At 62.2% G+C, this 18,754-nt stretch carries 13 protein-coding genes and 1 tRNA gene; 9 read left to right on the top strand and 5 right to left on the bottom strand.

The features are described 5' to 3' along the window. Positions 1-2: 2 nt before the first annotated feature. Positions 3-1,589 carry a prenyltransferase/squalene oxidase repeat-containing protein gene (locus FYK55_RS19080; RefSeq protein WP_161604626.1) on the bottom strand — a complete coding sequence of 529 codons (1,587 nt, stop codon included), beginning with the start codon at positions 1,587-1,589 and terminating at the stop codon, positions 3-5. Positions 1,590-1,937: 348 nt separating this feature from the next. Here FYK55_RS19080 and FYK55_RS19075 point away from each other — a divergent pair. The 4 genes from FYK55_RS19075 to FYK55_RS19065 all read left to right on the top strand — a co-directional run bounded on the left by FYK55_RS19075 (position 1,938) and on the right by FYK55_RS19065 (position 6,023). Further along, a tRNA-Phe gene (locus tag FYK55_RS19075) sits at positions 1,938-2,010 on the top strand. 836 nt (positions 2,011-2,846) lie between these two features. Then, positions 2,847-4,541: a sodium-dependent transporter gene (locus FYK55_RS19070; RefSeq protein ID WP_150078040.1), complete on the top strand. Its 1,695-nt coding sequence runs from the start codon at positions 2,847-2,849 to the stop codon at positions 4,539-4,541. A 37-nt stretch (positions 4,542-4,578) separates the two neighbouring features. Next, positions 4,579-4,701 (top strand): hypothetical protein, encoded by a 123-nt coding sequence (locus FYK55_RS29990; RefSeq protein ID WP_261344958.1) that lies wholly within the window; start codon positions 4,579-4,581, stop codon positions 4,699-4,701. Further along, the gene (locus FYK55_RS19065) at positions 4,698-6,023 is read left to right on the top strand and encodes an alkaline phosphatase family protein (protein WP_150078039.1); all 1,326 of its coding nucleotides are present in this window, start codon (positions 4,698-4,700) and stop codon (positions 6,021-6,023) included. Before FYK55_RS29990 ends, FYK55_RS19065 begins: the two co-directional genes overlap by 4 nt. 64 nt (positions 6,024-6,087) lie before the next feature. Here FYK55_RS19065 and FYK55_RS19060 read toward each other — a convergent pair whose 3' ends face one another. Then, on the bottom strand, positions 6,088-7,425 hold the full coding sequence (locus FYK55_RS19060) for a phenylacetate--CoA ligase family protein (RefSeq protein ID WP_150078038.1): 1,338 nt from the start codon (positions 7,423-7,425) through the stop codon (positions 6,088-6,090). A 323-nt stretch (positions 7,426-7,748) separates the two neighbouring features. Between FYK55_RS19060 and FYK55_RS19055 the strand changes: the two genes are divergently transcribed. Beyond that, complete coding sequence (locus tag FYK55_RS19055; protein ID WP_150078037.1) at positions 7,749-8,951, top strand: DUF1559 family PulG-like putative transporter; 1,203 nt, start codon at positions 7,749-7,751, stop codon at positions 8,949-8,951. 63 nt (positions 8,952-9,014) lie between these two features. Here FYK55_RS19055 and FYK55_RS19050 read toward each other — a convergent pair whose 3' ends face one another. Continuing rightward, on the bottom strand, positions 9,015-9,959 hold the full coding sequence (locus FYK55_RS19050) for an LpxI family protein (protein WP_150078036.1): 945 nt from the start codon (positions 9,957-9,959) through the stop codon (positions 9,015-9,017). Beyond that, positions 9,959-11,056 (bottom strand): UDP-3-O-(3-hydroxymyristoyl)glucosamine N-acyltransferase, encoded by a 1,098-nt coding sequence (gene lpxD / locus FYK55_RS19045; RefSeq protein ID WP_235908810.1) that lies wholly within the window; start codon positions 11,054-11,056, stop codon positions 9,959-9,961. The genes FYK55_RS19050 and lpxD overlap by 1 nt, the downstream gene beginning before the upstream one ends. A 370-nt stretch (positions 11,057-11,426) precedes the next feature. On the opposite strand from lpxD, the gene FYK55_RS19040 reads away from it, so the two are divergent. Continuing rightward, positions 11,427-12,107 (top strand): hypothetical protein, encoded by a 681-nt coding sequence (locus FYK55_RS19040; protein ID WP_150078034.1) that lies wholly within the window; start codon positions 11,427-11,429, stop codon positions 12,105-12,107. A gap of 14 nt (positions 12,108-12,121) precedes the next feature. On the opposite strand, the gene FYK55_RS19035 is transcribed toward FYK55_RS19040, so the two are convergent. Beyond that, on the bottom strand, positions 12,122-12,994 hold the full coding sequence (locus tag FYK55_RS19035; protein WP_150078033.1) for a formyltetrahydrofolate deformylase: 873 nt from the start codon (positions 12,992-12,994) through the stop codon (positions 12,122-12,124). A 69-nt stretch (positions 12,995-13,063) separates the two neighbouring features. Here FYK55_RS19035 and FYK55_RS19030 point away from each other — a divergent pair, with 69 nt between their 5' ends. The 3 genes from FYK55_RS19030 to FYK55_RS19020 all read left to right on the top strand — a co-directional run bounded on the left by FYK55_RS19030 (position 13,064) and on the right by FYK55_RS19020 (position 18,747). Then, the gene (locus tag FYK55_RS19030; RefSeq protein WP_235908809.1) at positions 13,064-13,528 is read left to right on the top strand and encodes a YkgJ family cysteine cluster protein; all 465 of its coding nucleotides are present in this window, start codon (positions 13,064-13,066) and stop codon (positions 13,526-13,528) included. 44 nt (positions 13,529-13,572) lie between these two features. After that, entirely contained in the window at positions 13,573-14,910 is a 1,338-nt protein-coding gene (gene hisS, locus FYK55_RS19025) for a histidine--tRNA ligase (protein WP_150078174.1), read from the top strand. A 144-nt stretch (positions 14,911-15,054) separates the two neighbouring features. Further along, entirely contained in the window at positions 15,055-18,747 is a 3,693-nt protein-coding gene (locus FYK55_RS19020; protein ID WP_150078031.1) for a circumsporozoite protein- membrane associated protein, read from the top strand. The last annotated feature ends 7 nt before the right edge of the window (positions 18,748-18,754 follow it).

Genomic DNA, 18,754 nt, shown 5'->3' with positions numbered 1-18,754 from the left:
GATCAGGAATCTCCGTCCAGGAACACGTAGCCGGGCCGCATCGTCTTGTACCACTGTCGCCATTCGCGTTGCGCCTTGCGCAGTTCGGTGTTGTCCGGTTCGTCGGGCATCCCGAAGCCCTCAAACTTGCGGCTGATGAAACGCAGTCCGTCGCGGGCGTACTGACGAACGCTGTCGTCGGGGTCACTGAGGGCGAAGATCAAGGCGGGCACCACGCGGAGGTCATCGCTCATGCCGAGCAGTTTTGCCGACACCCGTCGGGCCTGCCAGGACTTGCTGCCGCGAACCAGTCGTTCCAGGCGATCCAGCTGCGCCGAACGGGCGACCGGATCGGTTGGCAGCGTCGCGTTCTCGGCCAACGCTTTGCCGTCCAGCTTGTCCGCGTCGTCGCTTTCGAGCAACGCCAACATGTCGGTGACGGCCTTGGCCGGCGCCTGGGTGGTCGCTTTGCCGCCGACGAGCTGACTTTTTGAAACGTCAGCGCCGAAACCCTGACCGCCGATCGTCGTGGCACTGGCGCCGGTTCCCAGAGCCTTCTGCGTGCTTCGGATCAAGAACAGGACGGCAAAGGCGGTGCTTACCGCGGGTGAGGTGTAGGAGTTGGCCGACCAGCCGCCGTCGTTGTCCTGCAACTTCTTCAACTCGCTGACCGTGTCGTTGTACCAGGCCGGACTGGCGTTGACCGCGCTTCCCTCGGCGATCTCCAAAAAGCTTTCGTAACGCTCCAGGGTGTAAATCAGATAGAACCAAAACTCTAGGCTGCCGCCATACTTCAGTGGCGTATTGGCTCGCCACTGGTCCATGTACTTGACCGCCTTGAGCATGCGGTCCTTGGGCACCTTGACCTGCTTCCGTTGGCTGGCGTTGGGGTCTTCCTTGTAAAGTTTGACCGCTTTGGGCAACCCGACGATGCCGGGGTCCACGTCCAGGGTGGTGTTGCCCCAGGCTCCCAACGCATCGCCGGCAATCAGCACGCTGCTGCCCCCGGCCAGAGCCATCGAATGATCGGTTCGCTGTTGGTCGATTAGCGCACCGCGAGTCGGGATTTCACCCTTGTACGGCCAGGGGCCGTCCTTGTCCTGAACCATTAACAACCATTCGATTGTTCGGACAATGTTGTTGTACTGCAGCTTGAAGCCGGCCCGGTCCAGCGTCCAGGTGGCCAAGATCGCGTACTGGGTTTGCGAAACATCGCCCTCCTGTTCCCCATGGTAGCCCCAGCCACCGTGGGGCATTTGGTGACCCTCGAAGTAGCGCTGGAAAGTTGCCAATTCGGAACGAAATCGATCCGGGCTGATCTCGCACAGCAGCAAGACCGAAACGGCCGCCTCGTAATTCACCTTGTGGGTGGGGTTGGATTCGACCGTCGCGGCGAACATTTTGGCCTCGGCGATCCCCCGTTTGACGACCTCGTTGGATTCGTCGTGCTCGACTTTGAAGTGGGCGTAGGCGCACAGCACCGTTTCGCCGGGGTTTTGGATTTTCTGCTGTTCCAAGAATCGCAATCCGCGATCGACCATTTGGATCACCACCGGGTCGTCCGGGGTGTAGGCGTCCAGCCGGCCGGCGGTCAACAAACAGGCCGCCACGACCATCCAGCACGACAAACCACGCGAACGCGGTTGCCGGCGACCCACCGCCACGCCGGACGGACGTCCGCTTGCGGTGCCGGGCCAGCACGGAGTGCTTCGGCGCGGGGTTCTCGGACGCTGCGTTTCTTGGCCCGGGACGAATTGAAAAGGCGTGTTTTGTTTCATCGTGGATCTGGTGCCGGAGGCTGCGATGGCGAACCGATTGACGAGGAGCGGCATCATACCCTAGGATCCCAAAAGTTCGAATGAACCTTCCATCAACGGAAGTGGGTGATCACAATATCGCCCCAGAATGACGCGGCACGTCGAGACTGATTCTCACGTGCGATCGTCTATCTACCACCTGGTCAGGTAGCTCAGTTGGTAGAGCACGGCCCTGAAAAGGCCGGTGTCGCCGGTTCGAGCCCGGCCCTGACCACTCTTCTCTTTCGTTCGGTGTTCTCGATTCGTTCGGGAGTCTGAATGTGTTTTCGGAGCGGCGTTTGCCAGCGGTGCCACGGTTCGCACCCGGTCGCCGGCAGGTTCGCCATCGCCTGCGGGCTGTTTTCTCCGATTTCGAGCGATTTGCCCACCGGCCGATCCGCGTGCGCCGACAAGGCACTCGTACTTATACGTCGTTTCCCTGGCGATCGACCGAACAGAAACTGGCGATTTTTTCGCCACATCGGGCGAATTCTTGTCACGCCAGGCCGATTCCACCGCTTGGCACGATCGGTCCCCGGACGGTCCCCGATCGATCGCCCGGGGGCAGATTTGGAAGCGGCCCGTGGCGGCGGTGGGTGCGATCGGCCGGGTATCGGCCTGGCGGAAGTCTGCCTGGTCGAGGTTCCCCGGCCGGGGGCAGAAGTTGCCCGGCGAGCATCGGTTGGTGTCCTGAACCGGCTGTTCGTCTGTTTCTGCCAAGCGGAACACACTAGGCTATCGGCCGCGAGTCCGATTTTGTCTGCAGGTTCTTGCCGGTCGTGGTGCCTGGTGCTGCCCCGCGGAGGGGCACGGGTTGACCACGATGGGGTTGACCCGATGGGGTCGACCGACAGGGTGCCGGCCGACGCGGTGCGGACGGATGCAACGTCGTTCGGAGCCGGGTGCGAACCGGTTGCGGACGCCGATCCGGGGCACCGTGTTCGCGGAATCGCTCGCAACTTCAGGCGGATTTGAACGGAGCCATCGGATCAGTCGCAACGGCGTCGCCGACCGGCGGCCGATCGACTGACCGATCCCCTGTCCCAGTCCTCGATCCAGAGTCCGGAAGACGTGGAAAATTCATCTGACGACCGCCCGGTTGGCGACGCTGCCGGCGAGCCTTATCGACCCCCCGAATCGCCATCGGCACCCCAGTCGACATCTCAGCCGGCGTCCGATCCGGCATCGTCCGGCGGTGAGCAGTGGGGGACGCGAATCGGGGTGATCCTGGCGGTGGCGGGATCCGCCGTGGGGCTGGGCAACTTCCTGCGGTTTCCCGGACAAGCGGCGCAGAACGGCGGGGGGGCGTTCTTGTTGCCCTACTTCATCTCGCTATTGGTTCTGGGGATTCCGCTTTGTTGGGCGGAATGGACGATGGGACGGTTCGGCGGCATGCGCGGGTTCAATTCAGCGCCCGGGATCTTCAGCGTGGTCTGCCGAACGCCCAAGGCCCGCTACCTGGCGGTCCCGGCACTTTTGATCCCGCTGGTCATCTACATGTATTACGTGGTGATCGAAGCCTGGTGTCTGGCCTACGCGTGCTCCTACGCGACCGGGGCCCTGATGCAGGGAAGTGACCCCGATGCGTACACGTCGTTCTTCGGCAATTTCGTCGGCATCGATCAAGATGGGGCGGCATTTAGCGGCGGCACGTCGCTGATGTACTTCGTCCTGTTCACCTTCGCCGTCAACTTCGTACTGATCTATCGCGGGGTGGCCCGAGGGATCGAGGTGTTTTGTAAGTTCGCCATTCCGCTGATGGTGGTCTGTGCCCTGTGCGTGCTGGTGCGGGTGTTGACGCTGCCCTGGGAGAAGGTCGAGGCCGGATTGGGGTTCATGTGGAATCCAGACTTTGCCGCCCTGGCGAACGCGGAAACCTGGCTGGCCGCCTCGGGGCAGATCTTCTTTTCGCTCTCAGTTGGCTTCGGCGTGATCATCAATTACTCCAGTTACTTAAAGAAGAAGGACGATGTCGTGCTCAGCGGGCTGACCGCTTGCAGCATGAACGAATTCTTCGAAGTCTGTCTGGGCGGGCTGATCACGCTGCCCGCCGCCTTCATCTTTTTGGGGACGGCCGTCGGTTCGCAGGGAACGTTCGGCTTGGGCTTCAACGCTTTGCCCAACGTGTTCGCCCAAATGCCGGCGGGGCAATTCTTCGGCTTCCTGTGGTTCTTCATGTTGTTTCTGGCGGCGATCACCAGCAGCCTTTCCATGTTGCAGCCGGTGATCGCGTTCTTCGAAGAAGGATTCGGGTTGCAACGCAGCGCATCGGTCTCGGTGTTGGGAATCATCGCGTTGGCCGGCAGCGGATTCGTGATGTATTTTTCCGCCGAATTGAAAGCGCTCGACACGTTTGACTTCTGGGTCGGGACCTTTCTGATCTTCGTGTTGGCCATGATCCAGGCCGTGATGTACGGCTGGGTGTTCGGGATTGAACGCGGGGCGAAGTACTCGGCCGACGGTTCGCACCTGGGCATTCCTACGTTCGTCCAGTACATGCTGAAGTTCCTGGTGCCGCTGTACCTGGGGGTCATCTTTATCTTCTTTGTCATGGACAACGTGCTGGACCAAACCGATCCGGAGACCGGTGAGGTGACGCCCGGTTACCTGTCCAAGATTGCCAACGATCCGGTCACCTACATGTCGCTGCTGTTCATCGGCGGAACGATCGTGTTCCTGACCGTCCTCGTTCACGTCGCGGGAACCCGCTGGATCCGACAGGGCCGGTTCGATGAACCCGGCGATGTGGGACCGGAAGTTTCCTAGTTTCACTTCTTCGTCATCACTTTTCGGGAACCCCGTCATGGAACCTGCTGGATGGATCGTCATGATCGCGTCGGTCGGCTCGGTCATCTCGCTGCTGAGCTTCTGCTTGTACCGCGTGTTGACGTTGCCTCCGGTCCCGGATGAAGACGAGCCGCAATGAAACGGGTTTGCATCATCAACGTCGTGGGCCTGACCCCGCGGCTGTTGGCACATGCCCCGGCCATTCGGTCATTGGCCGGCAACCCGTCGCCGGAATCGGCTGAAAGCGGCAATGATACGTTTCAGCCTTGGACCAGCCCGTTGCCCGCGGTCACGTGCACCTCCCAGGCAACGATGTTGACGGGTTTGGCGCCGCGCGACCACGGCATTGTTGGCAACGGCTGGTACTACCGCGAAACCCAGGAAATCCGTTTCTGGCAACAGGCCCGCTCGCTGATCAACGGCAAGACGTTCTACGATGATTACGAGACCGCCAAGATGTTCTGGTGGTTCAACCAGTCGTCATCGGCACGCTACAGTTGCACCCCAAAGCCGCATTACGGCTGTGACGGCAGCAAGGTCTTTGACGTGCTGGACCACACCGGCTGCGACCTGACGAAGCGTCTGGGGCCGTTTCCCTTTTTCACGTTCTGGGGACCGCGCGCCGGGCTGGATTGCAGCCAATGGATCTCCGAAGCGACCGCCGTCGTGCTGCGCGAGAAACGGCCCCAGGTCACCCTCGCCTACCTGCCGCACCTGGACTATGACTTTCAACGTTTTCCCAGTCATGATCCGGCCCGCGTCGCGGAAGTCGACCAGTGCGTGCAAACCATTCTGAACGCGGCTGACCAGATTGATGCGCAGACGGTGATCGTGTCTGAGTACGGCCTGGTTCCGGTCAACCGTCACGTCCATCCCAATCGCGTTCTGCGAGACAACGGTTTGCTTTCCGTTCGCAAAGGTCCGTTCGGCGAAATCCTGATGCCAGGCGAATGTCGCGCGTTCGCGGTGTCCGATCACCAGTTGGCGCACCTCCATCTTTCCGATCCCAATTTGAAAGGATCGGTGCGCAGCATCCTGGAATCCACGCCGGGTGTCGGGGGCGTTTTCGAGCCGGAGGATTTGGAACTGGATCATCCCCGGGCCGGTGATCTGATCGCGCTGGCCGACCCGGATTGCTGGTTCACGTACTACTACTGGAACGATCCCGCCGACGCACCCGATTTTGCCCGCACCGTCGACATCCATCGCAAGCCGGGATACGACCCCTGCGAGTTGTTTCTGACCAGCCGCGGACGGGCAATGTTCCGCTTGGCGCAAAAGAAGCTGGGCTTCCGCTACAAGATGGACGTGGTTCCGTTGGATCCCGCGCTGGTTCGTGGAAGCCACGGTCTGCATCCCGATCCGATCGACGGTCCGTTGGTCATCGGACCCGCCACGACCGGCGGGGTGCCCACCGACATGCGCGACTTCCCCGAGTACATCCGATCGTTGTTGCGCTGACCTGAGGTTGGGGATCGCCGATGCGCTGCGAGGCGAAGATCGGGCCGTTGCAGCGCGACGTGGATCATTCCGGCCGGCTCGATTCCGGTTTTGCTGCCGGTTCGTCGCGATCCGACGAAGCCCCGCGGCGGTCATCCAGGCGGCGCGCCTTGCCTTCAAATCGTGGCAGCGTTCCCTGAGCGACCGGTTGCACGTTGACCCGCAACGCCAAGCGTTGTTGGAATCGGTCACGCAACGTTTCACAGCCCGCCGGCGACAGTTCCGCTTCGATGGCCAACGCGTCCATCGCACCCCGCTTGGTGACAATCATGCGAAACTCGGCGGTGGGGTCGACGCTGCGGACGATCGATTCGACGCTGCTGGGAAACACGTTCACGCCGCGGACGACCATCATGTCGTCGCTGCGTCCGAGAACGCCGCCATCGAGATAGAGGAATCGACACGCATGCCGGTGTTCGCGGAAACCCCGGACGATGTCGCCGGTGCGGTAGCGGATCGCCGGGCCTCCGAATCGGCCCAGACCGGTCAAAACCAATTCGGCTTCCTCGCCGTCGGCGGCCGGAACCCCGTTCGGTGTGTCGTCGTCAAACCGCAACCGTTCGGCGATGAATTCGGTTTCAATCACGTGCAAGCCCCGACGATCCGCGCTGCCGAATCCCCAGGCCCCCAGTTCGCTAGCGCCGCTGTGGTCGATCACCCGGGCGTCCCAACCGTCTTCGATCCGCTGACGAATTTCGGGCACGCTGCCGCCGGGCTCACCCGCCACGATCAACCGGGTGACGGCGGTCGCGCGTAAATCCAGCCCGAGTTCGCTTGCCACCGCGATCAGGTGCAGGGCGTAGGTGGGCGTGCAACACAGGGCGGTGCAATGCTGGTCGGCGATCATCTGCAACCGGGCCTCGCTGGACAGGCCTCCGCCAGGAATCACCATCGCCCCGCGACGCACCGCCGCGTCGTTGGCAGTCCAAAAGCCGATGAACGGTCCAAACGAGAACGCCATCATGACCACGTCCTCGGGTGTCACTTCGGCCGCGTGCAGGACGTGCTCCCAACAATCCAGCCACCACTGCCAATCGTCGGGAGTGTCATAGACCGGCATCGGATGCCCACTGGTCCCGCTGGTCTGGTGATAGCGCACATAGGACGAACGCGGCAGCGCGAACACCCGTCCCGGCAAGCCGGGCTGGTCCGGAACCAGATCGGATTTGCGGAGCAACGGGATTTCCGAAAGTTGGTCCAGGGATTCCAGGGGCAACCGCACGTTTGCCAGTCGCGGTTGATAGAAGGCATTCTCCCCGGCCACGGCCAACAATTGATTGAGCCGATCCAGCTGAATGCGCCGCACCGCTTCGTGATCGAGTTGCCACTGGTGTTGAATCAATTCGGAAGTCGGTCCATTCATGTTCAGAGGGGGCAGAACCGCGGGATCGGAGGGAGTCGGGATGGCGGGGGTGAGCAGATCGGTGTGGCCACACAGTCTAGCAGTCTGCTGAATCTTCCGTCGCCGCCGTGTCGCCCAAATCGGGTTGGCCAGGCGGCGCCACAAAGGCGGCAATTCCCGCTTGGAATGCGGATGGTGCGCGAACCCATTTTTGATTGTGAAGGAGCAATTAAGAAGGTGTGAGAAACCCGCTTTGCCATTGTCGATCAGCAGTCCAACAACGACCGTTTCCGATATAAGACACCGGTCATTCGCTTTCTAAATTCGGTTTCCAGGTTGGATCCATGAAATCCGCATCGTTGCGACCTTCCCCGTCGCGAGTTGGCTTCACGCTGATCGAACTGTTGGTCGTGGTTGCGATCATCGGATTGCTCGCGTCGATGCTGTTGCCCGCGATGGGCAAGGCCCGCGAGGCAGCCCGTTCGGCCGCCTGCCAAGCCAATTTACGCAACTTCGGAACGATGTTGATCGCCCGCAGCACGCAGGTGCCCGACACGTCGTTGTGCAGCGGCAGCTTCGATTTCAAACGCGACGGAGTGCCGACCGAAGTGGGCTGGGTGGCCGACCTGGTCCGTCAGGGCGCCGTGATGAGTGAAATGCGTTGTCCAAGCAACAGCGCCATGACCAGCAAGGCGATCGAAGAGCTGGTCAGTGCACCGCTGACCGATTTCACCACGACCGCTTGCGTCGATCGCTTGGGAACCGCGCCGTATACCGATGAAACCGGCACCCAGGTGATGAACGTCGCGCGGAAAATCGTTGCTTCCGGAGCGACCGCCAAGTCCGCCGCCCGGGCCGAACTGGTCGCGAAAAAGGTCTTGGGCAATGGCTACAACACCAACTACGCGGCTTCGTGGTTTCTGCTGCGGACGGAATTCAATCTGAATGACAACGGTAATCCGGCGGCGGTGACCGGCGCCTGCACCAGCACGGATCGGCGGGGCACGAATCTGACCATCGGGCCGTTGAAAATGCAATTCCTGGACGGCGCGAAGACGCCCGCCAGTACCGTGCCGATGCTGTGCGATGCGACTCCCAGCGGCTACCTGAGTGCGAGTGTCGGGCCGTTTCCCGCGGGCACCCTGTACGCGACCCCGATCGTTGGCGGTCCGATCGGAAACGTGATCAACATCGACACGACCGGTGACGGCAATCCGGACTCACCGAGCCCTTACTACCTGCAAACACCGGACTTCCCCGCGGGCACGCCGCGAACGGGCGTCACGGGCTGGCTGAAGCAGTGGAATTTTTATACCCGCCAGGATTACCGCGGGATCATGCCCTTGCACGCCGGTGTGGCCAACTGCTTGATGGCCGACGGGTCGGTACAACAGCTGTACGACTCCAACGGGGACCAGTACATCAACAACGGGTTCGACGTGCCCACCGGACCCGGGCGGTTGTTGTGGACCAGCAACAAGCAGGAAATCGATTCGCTGAAGCTGGCCAGTTTCCACTCGTTGAAGTCCAAAGGACCGCAACTGTAGAGACCACGCCCCAGCGAACATTGGGCGGCTCCGTCTCAGTCAACCAATTTCAAGCAGCCCTTTTCAGGCAGCCAGCGATTCCGATTCGCCCTCGCGGATCGCGACGATCGTGATCCCGTGCTGCCGCGCCAAACGAAGCGTCTCGTCACGTTCCACCAGGATCGTCATCTCCGCTTCGACGACGATTGCGGTGCCACCGTTTTCTGCCACCCGAGAAATTGTCTGGGGGCCGATCGTGGGAACGTCGAATCGCATGTCCTGGTTGGGCTTGGCGACCTTGACCAACGTCCAGCCGCCGCGCGGGCACAGCCGGCCGGTCCGGGCGATGCATTGATCGGTCCCTTCGACCGCTTCGACGGCCAACACGGTGCCGTCTTTGATCGTGATCGACTGACCGATATCCATTCCGCCCATTTGTTTGGCAACTTGCCAGCCGACTTGGGCATCCCGCGTCTGTTTGGCACTGAGCGGTTTGCCGGTCAAACATCCCTGGTTCACGAGCAACTCCGGGGCAAAATCGGTAGCGGGGCAAATGGTCAAGGAGCGATTGGCGTACGTGCGGGTGACGGCCAGCAGCAATTGGTCGTCGCGTGAATCGGGATTCCGGCCCAACAGGCAGGGACCGAACGTTCGAATCGCCGTCAGGTCGGGGCAGTGTTTGATCCACACGCTGCCTTGAAACAACAGGTCGGCTTTGAACAGCTTGCCGGCCATGGTGACCTGACGCACGCCGCGGCTGCGAAAGTACCGCAGGTGGGCACCGATCTTTCCAACACCCGACCATTTGACGTGATCACAGATCGACTCCAGATCCCGACTGGCGTGGTCGGTGATTGCGATGCAGCAAACGTGGCGTCCGCTGGCAACGATGTGTTCCGCCACTTCGACCGGGAAACTGCCCCAACCGGCGATCAAGCCGATCGGCCGACTGTCGTGATTGCCGTGCCGGCCGGTCACTCCGGCCAACCAGTCCCGGATCAACTGTCGCCCGTAACCACCCCGTCGCATCAAGCCGCCCGTTGCTTGGAGGTGTCGGTGTCAGCGTCCGGTTGACCGTTTGCTCCGTCGACGGTTTCCGCCGGATCGCTGTTCAGGCGTTGCTCGAGAACGGCCAATTGCTTGCGAAGCGTCTTGAGTTCACGTCGCATCTCGGGGAGTTTGCGTTGCAGGGCAAAGATTTGCATTTGGTCCCGTTGCGGCATCGCGGGCGATCCCAAATACACCTGGTCGCCGTCGCAATCATCCATCACGCCCGCTTGAGCACCGACGATTGCGTGGTCGCCCAACGTGATGTGATCTTTCAGTCCGACCTGGCCGGCCAGCACGACGTAGTCGCCCGTGCGGCAGGATCCTGCAATTCCCACTTGGCTGCAAATCAGGTTGTGGCGTCCGATTTGGCAGTTGTGTGCGATCATCACCTGGTTGTCGATCTTGGTCCCTTCACCGATTTGGGTCGGTCCGTAGGAGCCGCGATCGATCGTGACGCAGGCACCGATCTCCACGTCCGATTCGATCCGCACGTAGCCCAATTGGGCCTTGGGAACGTGGCGACCCTGCTCCTGTCGGTAGCCAAAGCCGTTCGCTCCGATGACGGTGCCCGCATGCACCACCACGCGGTCGGCAAGTTGGGTGTATTCGTAAAGTGTCACGCCGGCATGCAACACGCAGTCGTCGCCGATGACGCAACCGGGCATGATCACAACGCCAGGCATGATCAGGCTGCGGTGCCCAATCTTGACTCCTTTGCCGATGGTCGCCGACGGATGAATCCGGGCCGAGGCAGCGACGTCGGCCCCCGGCGCGATGCCTGTCGGCGGCAGCGTCAGTTCGATGGGAGGGCGGAAATGCTTCACGGCGGTGGCCAGGGCCTGATGCGGATCTTCGACCAGAATCTGCGCCCGATCCAGGGATTCGATTTCCCCGGTCACGATCACCGCCAGGGCTTCGGTGCCCTCCATCTCCTCGCGTCGCTGAGGCTCCAGGATCATCGTCACCTCGTCCGCAGCCGCCTGTCCGGGCGGATTGGCTCCGCGGCAGATCAACGTCGGATCGCCCTTGAGCGTCCCGCCGAGCAGACGGGCTAATTCATCGAGTCGGATTTCCACGGCGATTCCTTTCGCTGGATGGATGCCGCGTCCGGGCCCTCCGGACACTTCCAACCCCCGATATAGTCGCCCGGGTCGGCTTCTGGCAAGAGAGTTCGCGGGCGATCCTGGTTTGACCTCAAAGCGGTGACGCAATGTGAAATTGGGAAGCCTTGAAGTGTCGTCAATCTGTCGGGCTCGAACCCCCCGCGGGCGCCAGGAAATCAACGTAACCACTTTTTGGGGAATGGTTTAGGAAATCATTCAGCGGGCGATGGCACGACAGATGCAACCACCGGCTACGGTCGCAGCTTGCGGGATGGGCCGCGCCCCCGACAGCGGCGCCCGCGACGAAACCCTCGCCTTCGATCCGCCAACTGGAGCCCCCGAAATGAATCGTCCTTGGAATCTGATGCTGCTGTCACTCGGCGTCATCCTTTCAGCCGCTGTCTTGGCCGAGCCCGCCGCGGCGCGGCACGAATCGCCGCTGGAACGTGCCGCCGACTGCTATCGCGAGACCGTACGCGACTTCGAGCGACACGTGTTGCGGGCGCGGTACATCGAACGCACGGACGAGCGTCTGGTCGACGACTTGGAAGACAGCACCAGCCGCCTGCGAAGTGCGACCCGAAATCTGCGCCGTCTGGACCGATTGTTCGAAAGTTACGTGATCACCCAGCGGTTGCACTATCGCGTCCAGTCGACGCTGTTCGAACAGGGGCTGTATCCGCCGGATCGCGACTTGGTCGAGTGCTGGTCGCGAGTGGCCCGCACCTTCGGACACCTGGAAACGGAGATGCGTTGTTTTCAAGACTTGTTGCACGGACATGAGTCTCCCGTGCATGGGGGCGGAGGTTACCAGCCGGTTCCGGTGCCCGTTCCGACTTACGTGCCGGTGGTTCCGCACTACGGCGCCGATTCGATCGGTCCCCGCGGCGCCACACCGACCTTTCTGCCGGAATCGTTTGGACCACGACCTGCTTTGCAGCCCCGTTCGGCCCGGCCGGCGTTGCAACAACGGGCTCCGCGCCCGGCACTGGTTGGCGCCCTGTTGCAGCGTCGCCTGGATTGAGTCGTCTTGTTGAATCAGCCGGCGGAAACGGTTGGCCGGGGCCGGGCGATGACGCGGTGGAAGTGCAGTTGAACTTCGCGATCGACAACGCGGCGGACCCCTTCGACCAGGCATCCCGGTTCGTTGTCGCGTTCGCCCCGGGCGATGATCTGCTTTAGCGGGGTTCCGGGGTCGACGCAAAAGGTTTGTTGGTTGATCGTTTGATTGCCGGCGTCCAGTTCCGGGATGATGAAATGGCAGGTGGCACCGTAGGTCAGCATCCGGGCGGCAAAGGCGTCGTGGTACGGGCGGAACCCGGGAAAACCCGGTAGCAGCCCGTGGTGCAGGTTGATGATCCTGCCGCCGGCGAACTGCCAGCAGGTGCTGGCCGGCAGCACGCGCATGTAGCGTGCCAGGACCACATAGTCGACGTCGTAGTGATCCAGCAGTCGCACCATTTCTGCATCATCGACGGCGCCCGTTTCGTCCCCGATGCAGTGAAACGGCACGTCAAATTGGTCGGCCAGGGGGGCCAGCTTGCGACGGTTGGACAGGACAACCGCCGCGTCGGCCGCCAGAAACCCTTCGTGGGCCGCTTTCAGGACCGCCCGTGGGGTGTGTTCGACGAACGTGCAGCAAACGGCCAACTTGGGCACCTGCCGCCGATCACCGCTCCAAACCCGGATCGCCAGTCCCGTGTGATCGCCGATCTGCTGCATCGCCGACTGCAGGCGTTCAAAATGGCCCGTGTCGATCGAAATCCGACACAGCATGGCGAACAACTGTTCTTCGTCGTGGTCGTACATCTGGATTTCAGCGATCCGGGCGCCCTGGCCGGTGACGTAGTGAATGATCGGATCGGCTAATCCGACATTGTCCGGCCCGAGGGCGGTGATGACGACTTCCATTAAACTGCTCCAGGTGATATCCACTTCGACCGCCCCGCATTCTTTCCGCAGTCCATCGGCGATGTTCCCGTGAATGCTCCAACGCTACCGATTCGTTTAAAACGCGATCAAGTGCCAAAAGGCGAAAATTTGTGCGATCATTGCACCGCGAAGTGCTGTCACTACTTCGCGTTGCCGATCGATGCGCCCGGGTCCCGCAAGGACTTTGACTACATCCGCTGGTACCTGTTGCACGATGCCGCCACCGTGTTCGTGGAGGATCAAAGCTGGTACCTGCTGGTCCACACCACCTGCAAGCATCTCCGCGAGGACCATCGGTGCGGGATTTATCACAGCCGGCCACAGATCTGTCGGGATTACACGACCGACGAATGTGAGTTCGACGACGACTGGTGCTACGAGCAGTATTTCGAGACTCCCGAACAGATCGACGAGTACGCCGACGCGTTGTACGGGCCCCAGTTTCCTGCGGCAGACGTGTCGGCCCGGGACGCGTTGCGAGGCCCGCGTCCCGGCGGGCTTCCCGTGCTGTAGCGGCGCGACGACTTTCGATCCACCGAACCACCAATTTTATGAGCTTGATCAAACCACGGACGCTAAGCGGATTTCGCGATTACCTGCCCTCGGTGATGATTCCCCGGGAGCGTTTGATGGAAACGGCGCGCGGGGTCTTTCGGTCCTTCGGGTTCGCGCCCATCGACACGCCGACGCTGGAGTACCTCGAGATCCTGACGGGAAAGGGAAGCGACGAGACCGACCGGCAGATCTATCGTTTTGAAGACAACGGCGGTCGATCGGTTGGAATGCGATTTGATTTGACGGTGCCGCTGGCTCGTTTTGCCGCTCAGCACATCAGCGAATTGGGGACGCCGTTCAAGCGGTACCACATCGCACCGGTGTGGCGCGGCGAGCGGCCGCAGGCGGGGCGCTATCGTGAGTTCGTTCAGTGCGACTTCGATACGATCGGCACCGAAAGCGTGATGGCCGACATCGAGGTGGTGGCGGTCATCAACCGGCTGTTGGAGTCGATCGGATTCGATGCGTTTCAGATCAGCATCAACAACCGTGCGGTTCTGACGGAGCTGCTACGGCACTTGGACTTGGCCGACAAGTCGGTCGCCGTGCTCCGATCATTGGACAAGCTGGCCAAGATCGGACGCGAACGCGTCGCGTCCGAAATGTGCGAAACGGCGGACATCACGCCAGGCCAAGCCGACAACGTGTTGCGTTTGGCGGAGCTGAGCGGTGATGCCGAATCGGTCCTGGACGCGCTGCCCGGGATCACCGGTGGTGGCGAGGAGGCGATCGGGGCGATCAACCGCTTGAGCGACGTGTACCGCGGTGCGCTGGCCGCCGAAGTTCCGCCGCATCGGATCAAGGTGGATGTGTCGATCGCCCGTGGGCTCGACTACTACACCGGGATGATCTTTGAAACCACGCTGAACGATTTGCCGTCGATCGGCAGCGTTTGCAGCGGGGGCCGCTACGACAATCTGGCCGGCTTGTACACCAAGCAGCATCTTCCCGGCATTGGCGCCTCGCTGGGATTGGATCGCTTGCTGGCGGCGATGGAACAGTTGGAATTGTTGCCCGACGCGGCCACGCCCGCGCCCGTGTTCATCGCTTACTTTGATCCGCAGCACCGCGACGACTACTTGCGGCTTTCGGCCCGATTGCGGGCGTCGGGAATCGCCAACGAGGTCTACACCGATGCCAAAAAACTGGGTGTCCAACTGAAATACGCCGACGCGCACGGGTTTCGAATCGCCGTCATCGCCGGCGGAAACGAATGGGCCGCCGGGAACGTGCAAGTCAAGACGCTGGCGACGAAGGAATCGGCCGAAATCCCGTATTCCCACGACCAATCGGGGGAGTTGGTTTCCTGTTTGGAAAGGATTCTGGCAAGCGACCTATAATGGGCACGGCAGGCCGGTCGCTGCGGGCGGGCGATCCTTCGCGGTGGTCGCTGCCGATCGGAATGGAGAATGCTGTTCGCAGGCAGATGATTCGACACTCCGCCTGTCCGACTGACTGATCGTCCCCACCGATTCCGGGAATCCATGTCCAATTCCGTCGCCACCCGACCGATCGCCCCCTCGGCACCGCCCACGCGGTCGGCTTCCGCGGCGACAGCCGACCAGCTGATTGAGCAGCGGATCGAGGAGGCTCGCCGCGCGCTGTGGTGGGCCGAGCTGATTCGCACCGGATTGAAGATCGTGATCGCCAGCATGCTGGCCCTGCTGGCCTGGTTGGTCATCGATCAGTGGATCTATTCCCCGGGATCGGCGGTGCGCGCGTTGTGCTTTGCCGCCTTTGCGGCGGGGCTGGTGTGGGCTTTGGTGACCAAGATGGTGCCCGTGTTTCGCTCGAATGTCACCCGCGAGTACGCCGCTTGGGCGTTGGAACAGGATCACGCGGATTTTCATGAGCAACTGACCAGCTACGTGACGCTCAAAGGTGACGCCAGCACGCGCGGCTTGCGTGCCAGGATCGTGCACGTGATCGGATCTCACACCGCCCGGTTGCTGAAAACCCATGACGCGTTACCCGCAGAAGCGACCGGGACCTTCAAGTGGTGGATCGCTTCCGCTTGTGTGTTGGCGTTGTTGGCGGCCTATGCGGTGGCAAGCCCGAAAAGTTCTTGGACCTCGGCGCGGCGACTGATGGCCCCGCTGGCGTCAATCGAACCGGTGCGACGCGTCGAGATCCGGGACGTGTCACCTGGCAATGCCGACGCGCTGGCCGGTCGCGCCGTGGAGATCGCCGCGACGGTCGCCGGTTTGCGCGAGGACGAGGCGGTGTGGTGCCGCTGGGCTGCCGACGGAGCAGCGCGAGAAACCGAGTTGACCGTGGATGCCGATTCGGCCGTCTCCGGAAAGCTCCGCTTTCAAGGTGAAATCGCGATTGATCATACGGTGTCCGGCAGGGTGCGATACACGATTGAAGCGGGTGACGCGGTTGCCGGGCCATTTGAATTGGCGGTCGAGGATGTTCCGGTGGTTGCGATCGAGCAATTGCGATACGAGCCGCCCGCCTACACCGGTCAAAATCCACGAACCACCAGCAGTCCGGCCATCACGGCGATCGATGGTACCAAGGTCCGGATCACGGCCAAGACCAACCGCCCGGTCGAACGTGCCGAGCTGCAGTTCAATCCGAAATTGCTGGGCCAGTCGGTGCGGGCCACCGGCGGAAAGACGCCCTTTCAGATCGCCGATGACGGTGTGACATTGACCGCCGACGTCGTCCTGCGTTCGGCCCGGGGCAATGCGGCGACGGTACAGCCGGAAAGCTATCGAGTTCGTGTTTGGAACGACAAACAGCAATCCAACCCGGATCCCATCGTTTATCCCATCAAGGTGATTTCCGATCTGCCGCCCGAGATTGCGATCGTCGTGCCCAAACAGTCGCCGGTCGAAGTCCCCGTCAACGCGCAGCAGATCATCGAAGTTCACGCCATGGACGCGGACTTCGAATTGCAGCGGGTTACTCTGCGGATCGAACGCGGCCTGGACACGCTGGATTCCCCCGTCATCTGGTCGCGGGATCAAGAACAAGACGGCCGAGGCAACCAGGTTTCTGAATACCGCTTTCGGCCCGAACAATATGGGTTGCGGCCAGGCGACGTCGTTCGCGTTGCGGCGTCCGCGGTCGATAACCGGGCGATTCCCGACGACGCCCGCGTCGAACCCAACGTGACGGAGACCGATCCGGTGGAGATTCGGATCATCGATTCTGATTCCAACCTGCCGCAGGATCCGGCCGGCAACGACGGGTTGTCGCGCCCCGACGATTCTCCCGCCAGCGATGTGACGTCGGATCAACCGCAGCAGTCCGGCGGAGAGGGCCAGTCCGGCGGAGAGGGCCAGTCCGGCGGAGAGGGCCAATCGGGAGGTGAAGGCCAGTCCGGAGGTGAAGGCCAGTCCGGAGGTGAAGGCCAGTCCGGAGGTGAAGGCCAGTCCGAAGGTGAAGGCCAGTCCGGTGGCGAAGGTTCAACTGGCAGCGAAGGTTCCGCTGGCGGCGATGAGGGCCAATCGGGCGGCGAGGGCTCGGCTGGAGGCGAAGGGCAATCCGGCGGTGAAGGTTCGACCGCGGGAGATTCATCCGGTGGAGGCTCCGGGTCGGAGCCCTCCGAAAGTCCGGCTGCCGGCTCCACCGAGGGTTCCGATTCCGGAAGCGACGGGTCTGGCGAGAAATCGGGGAGTTCGGCGACGGATCCCAGCGAGAGTGCCGGATCCGGCGGCGGGGCCGGGCAAGACAATTCCTCCGGTGATCGGATGTCCGACCGGACGACGGCGGAGAACCGCTCGGACGATTCCGCCGCAACGGAAACGCAGCAGGGGCGATCCGAAGGAGGACCCGCGGGTCAACCCGATGACGGTGCACGCGGCGACGGCACCGGTCAGAACAACACCGGTCAGAACAACACCGGGCAGAACAACACCGGGCAGAACAACACCGGTCAGCAAGAGGGCGGGCAGCAAGACGGTTCGTCGCCGAAACACGATGGCGAAGCCTTTGAACGGATCAAGGAATACTTGGAAGAGAAGCAACGTCAAAGTGAGCCCGGCGGAGAAAGCGGTTCGAACGATCCGTCGATGCCACAGGATGGGGGCAACCGGTCGACCAATGATTCCGGAAACCCGGCCGATGCATCCGAGGATGGTGCGACCAACCCGCAACCGGAAACCGGTGGGGATTCGGGCCGGCAGGAAGGACCCGAACGTCAACGCGGTGACCGTTCCGACTCCGGGAGTTCGCCGACCGAAACTTCCCGCACCGATTCTGCCACCGATGAAGGGACGGAGTCGACGGGAAACCCCGAGCAATCGTCTGCGGATCGGGAGCAGACCGGCACGTCGGCGGATGCCGATTCGGGCAAGGGCGGGGATCCTCAAGCGTCGGAAACCGCTTCGCCCAACGACTCCGGAACGGGCCAGGATCCAACGCAAGGTCAGGATCCAACGCAGGGTCAGGACGCCGGCGACGCCCAGGATCCTTCCAACGATGGTAGCCAGCGGCCAAATGATTCGGACCGTTCCGCTTCCGGCGCGGAATCCGCAAGCGACAACCAACCCAGCGGCGCAGGCGAGGATCAATCTGACTCCGGGGCAGGCGATTCTCAGCCCTCGGATTCCCAGTCCTCGGGTTCGCAGTCCTCGGGCGACCGCCCTTCCGGCGATCCGTCGTCCGCCGAGCCGGGGACCGAACAGGGATCCGAGCAGCCCGGTGACGGTTCCTCGTCAACGTCGCAGCCTGCCAGCACGGGACAGGACGGTGGCTCTCGCAATCCGTCGAGCAATCCCGACGGGTCTCCCGGCGCTTCGGCTGCCGGTGACGGAAGCGGCAGCGGTGACTCGTTGCCCGGCAGCGACGATGCTCCGCCACCTCCGCCGCCGGACTTGGAGTACACCAAGCAGGCAACGGACATGGTCTTGGATTACCTGGACGAGACACGCGACCAGGTCGATCAGGATTTGCTGGAAGATTTGAATTGGACCGAACAAGACCTGCAGCGTTTTCGCGAACGCTGGGAACGGGTTCGCCAGTTGGAGCAGGCGCCGGCGGAGGCGGATTCCAATGACGACTTGCGCGAAGCGTTGCAGAGCTTGGGGTTGCAGCCCAAGGAGGCGCCGATGGGCAGCCAGCGGGACGCGGCCGATTCGCTTCGCGAGCTTCGCGATTCCGGCAACCGGCGAAAAGCGCCTCCGGCCTACCGGGACGCTTTCGACGCCTTTCGTCGCCGCAAGTGACCAGCAA

The sequence above is a fragment of the Roseiconus nitratireducens genome (assembly GCF_008629675.1).
In the GTDB taxonomy this organism is placed as follows: Bacteria; Planctomycetota; Planctomycetia; order Pirellulales; family Pirellulaceae; genus Stieleria; species Stieleria nitratireducens.
Note: the sequence above shows the minus strand (reverse complement) of the source record. Positions and strands in the feature narration are given on the sequence as shown.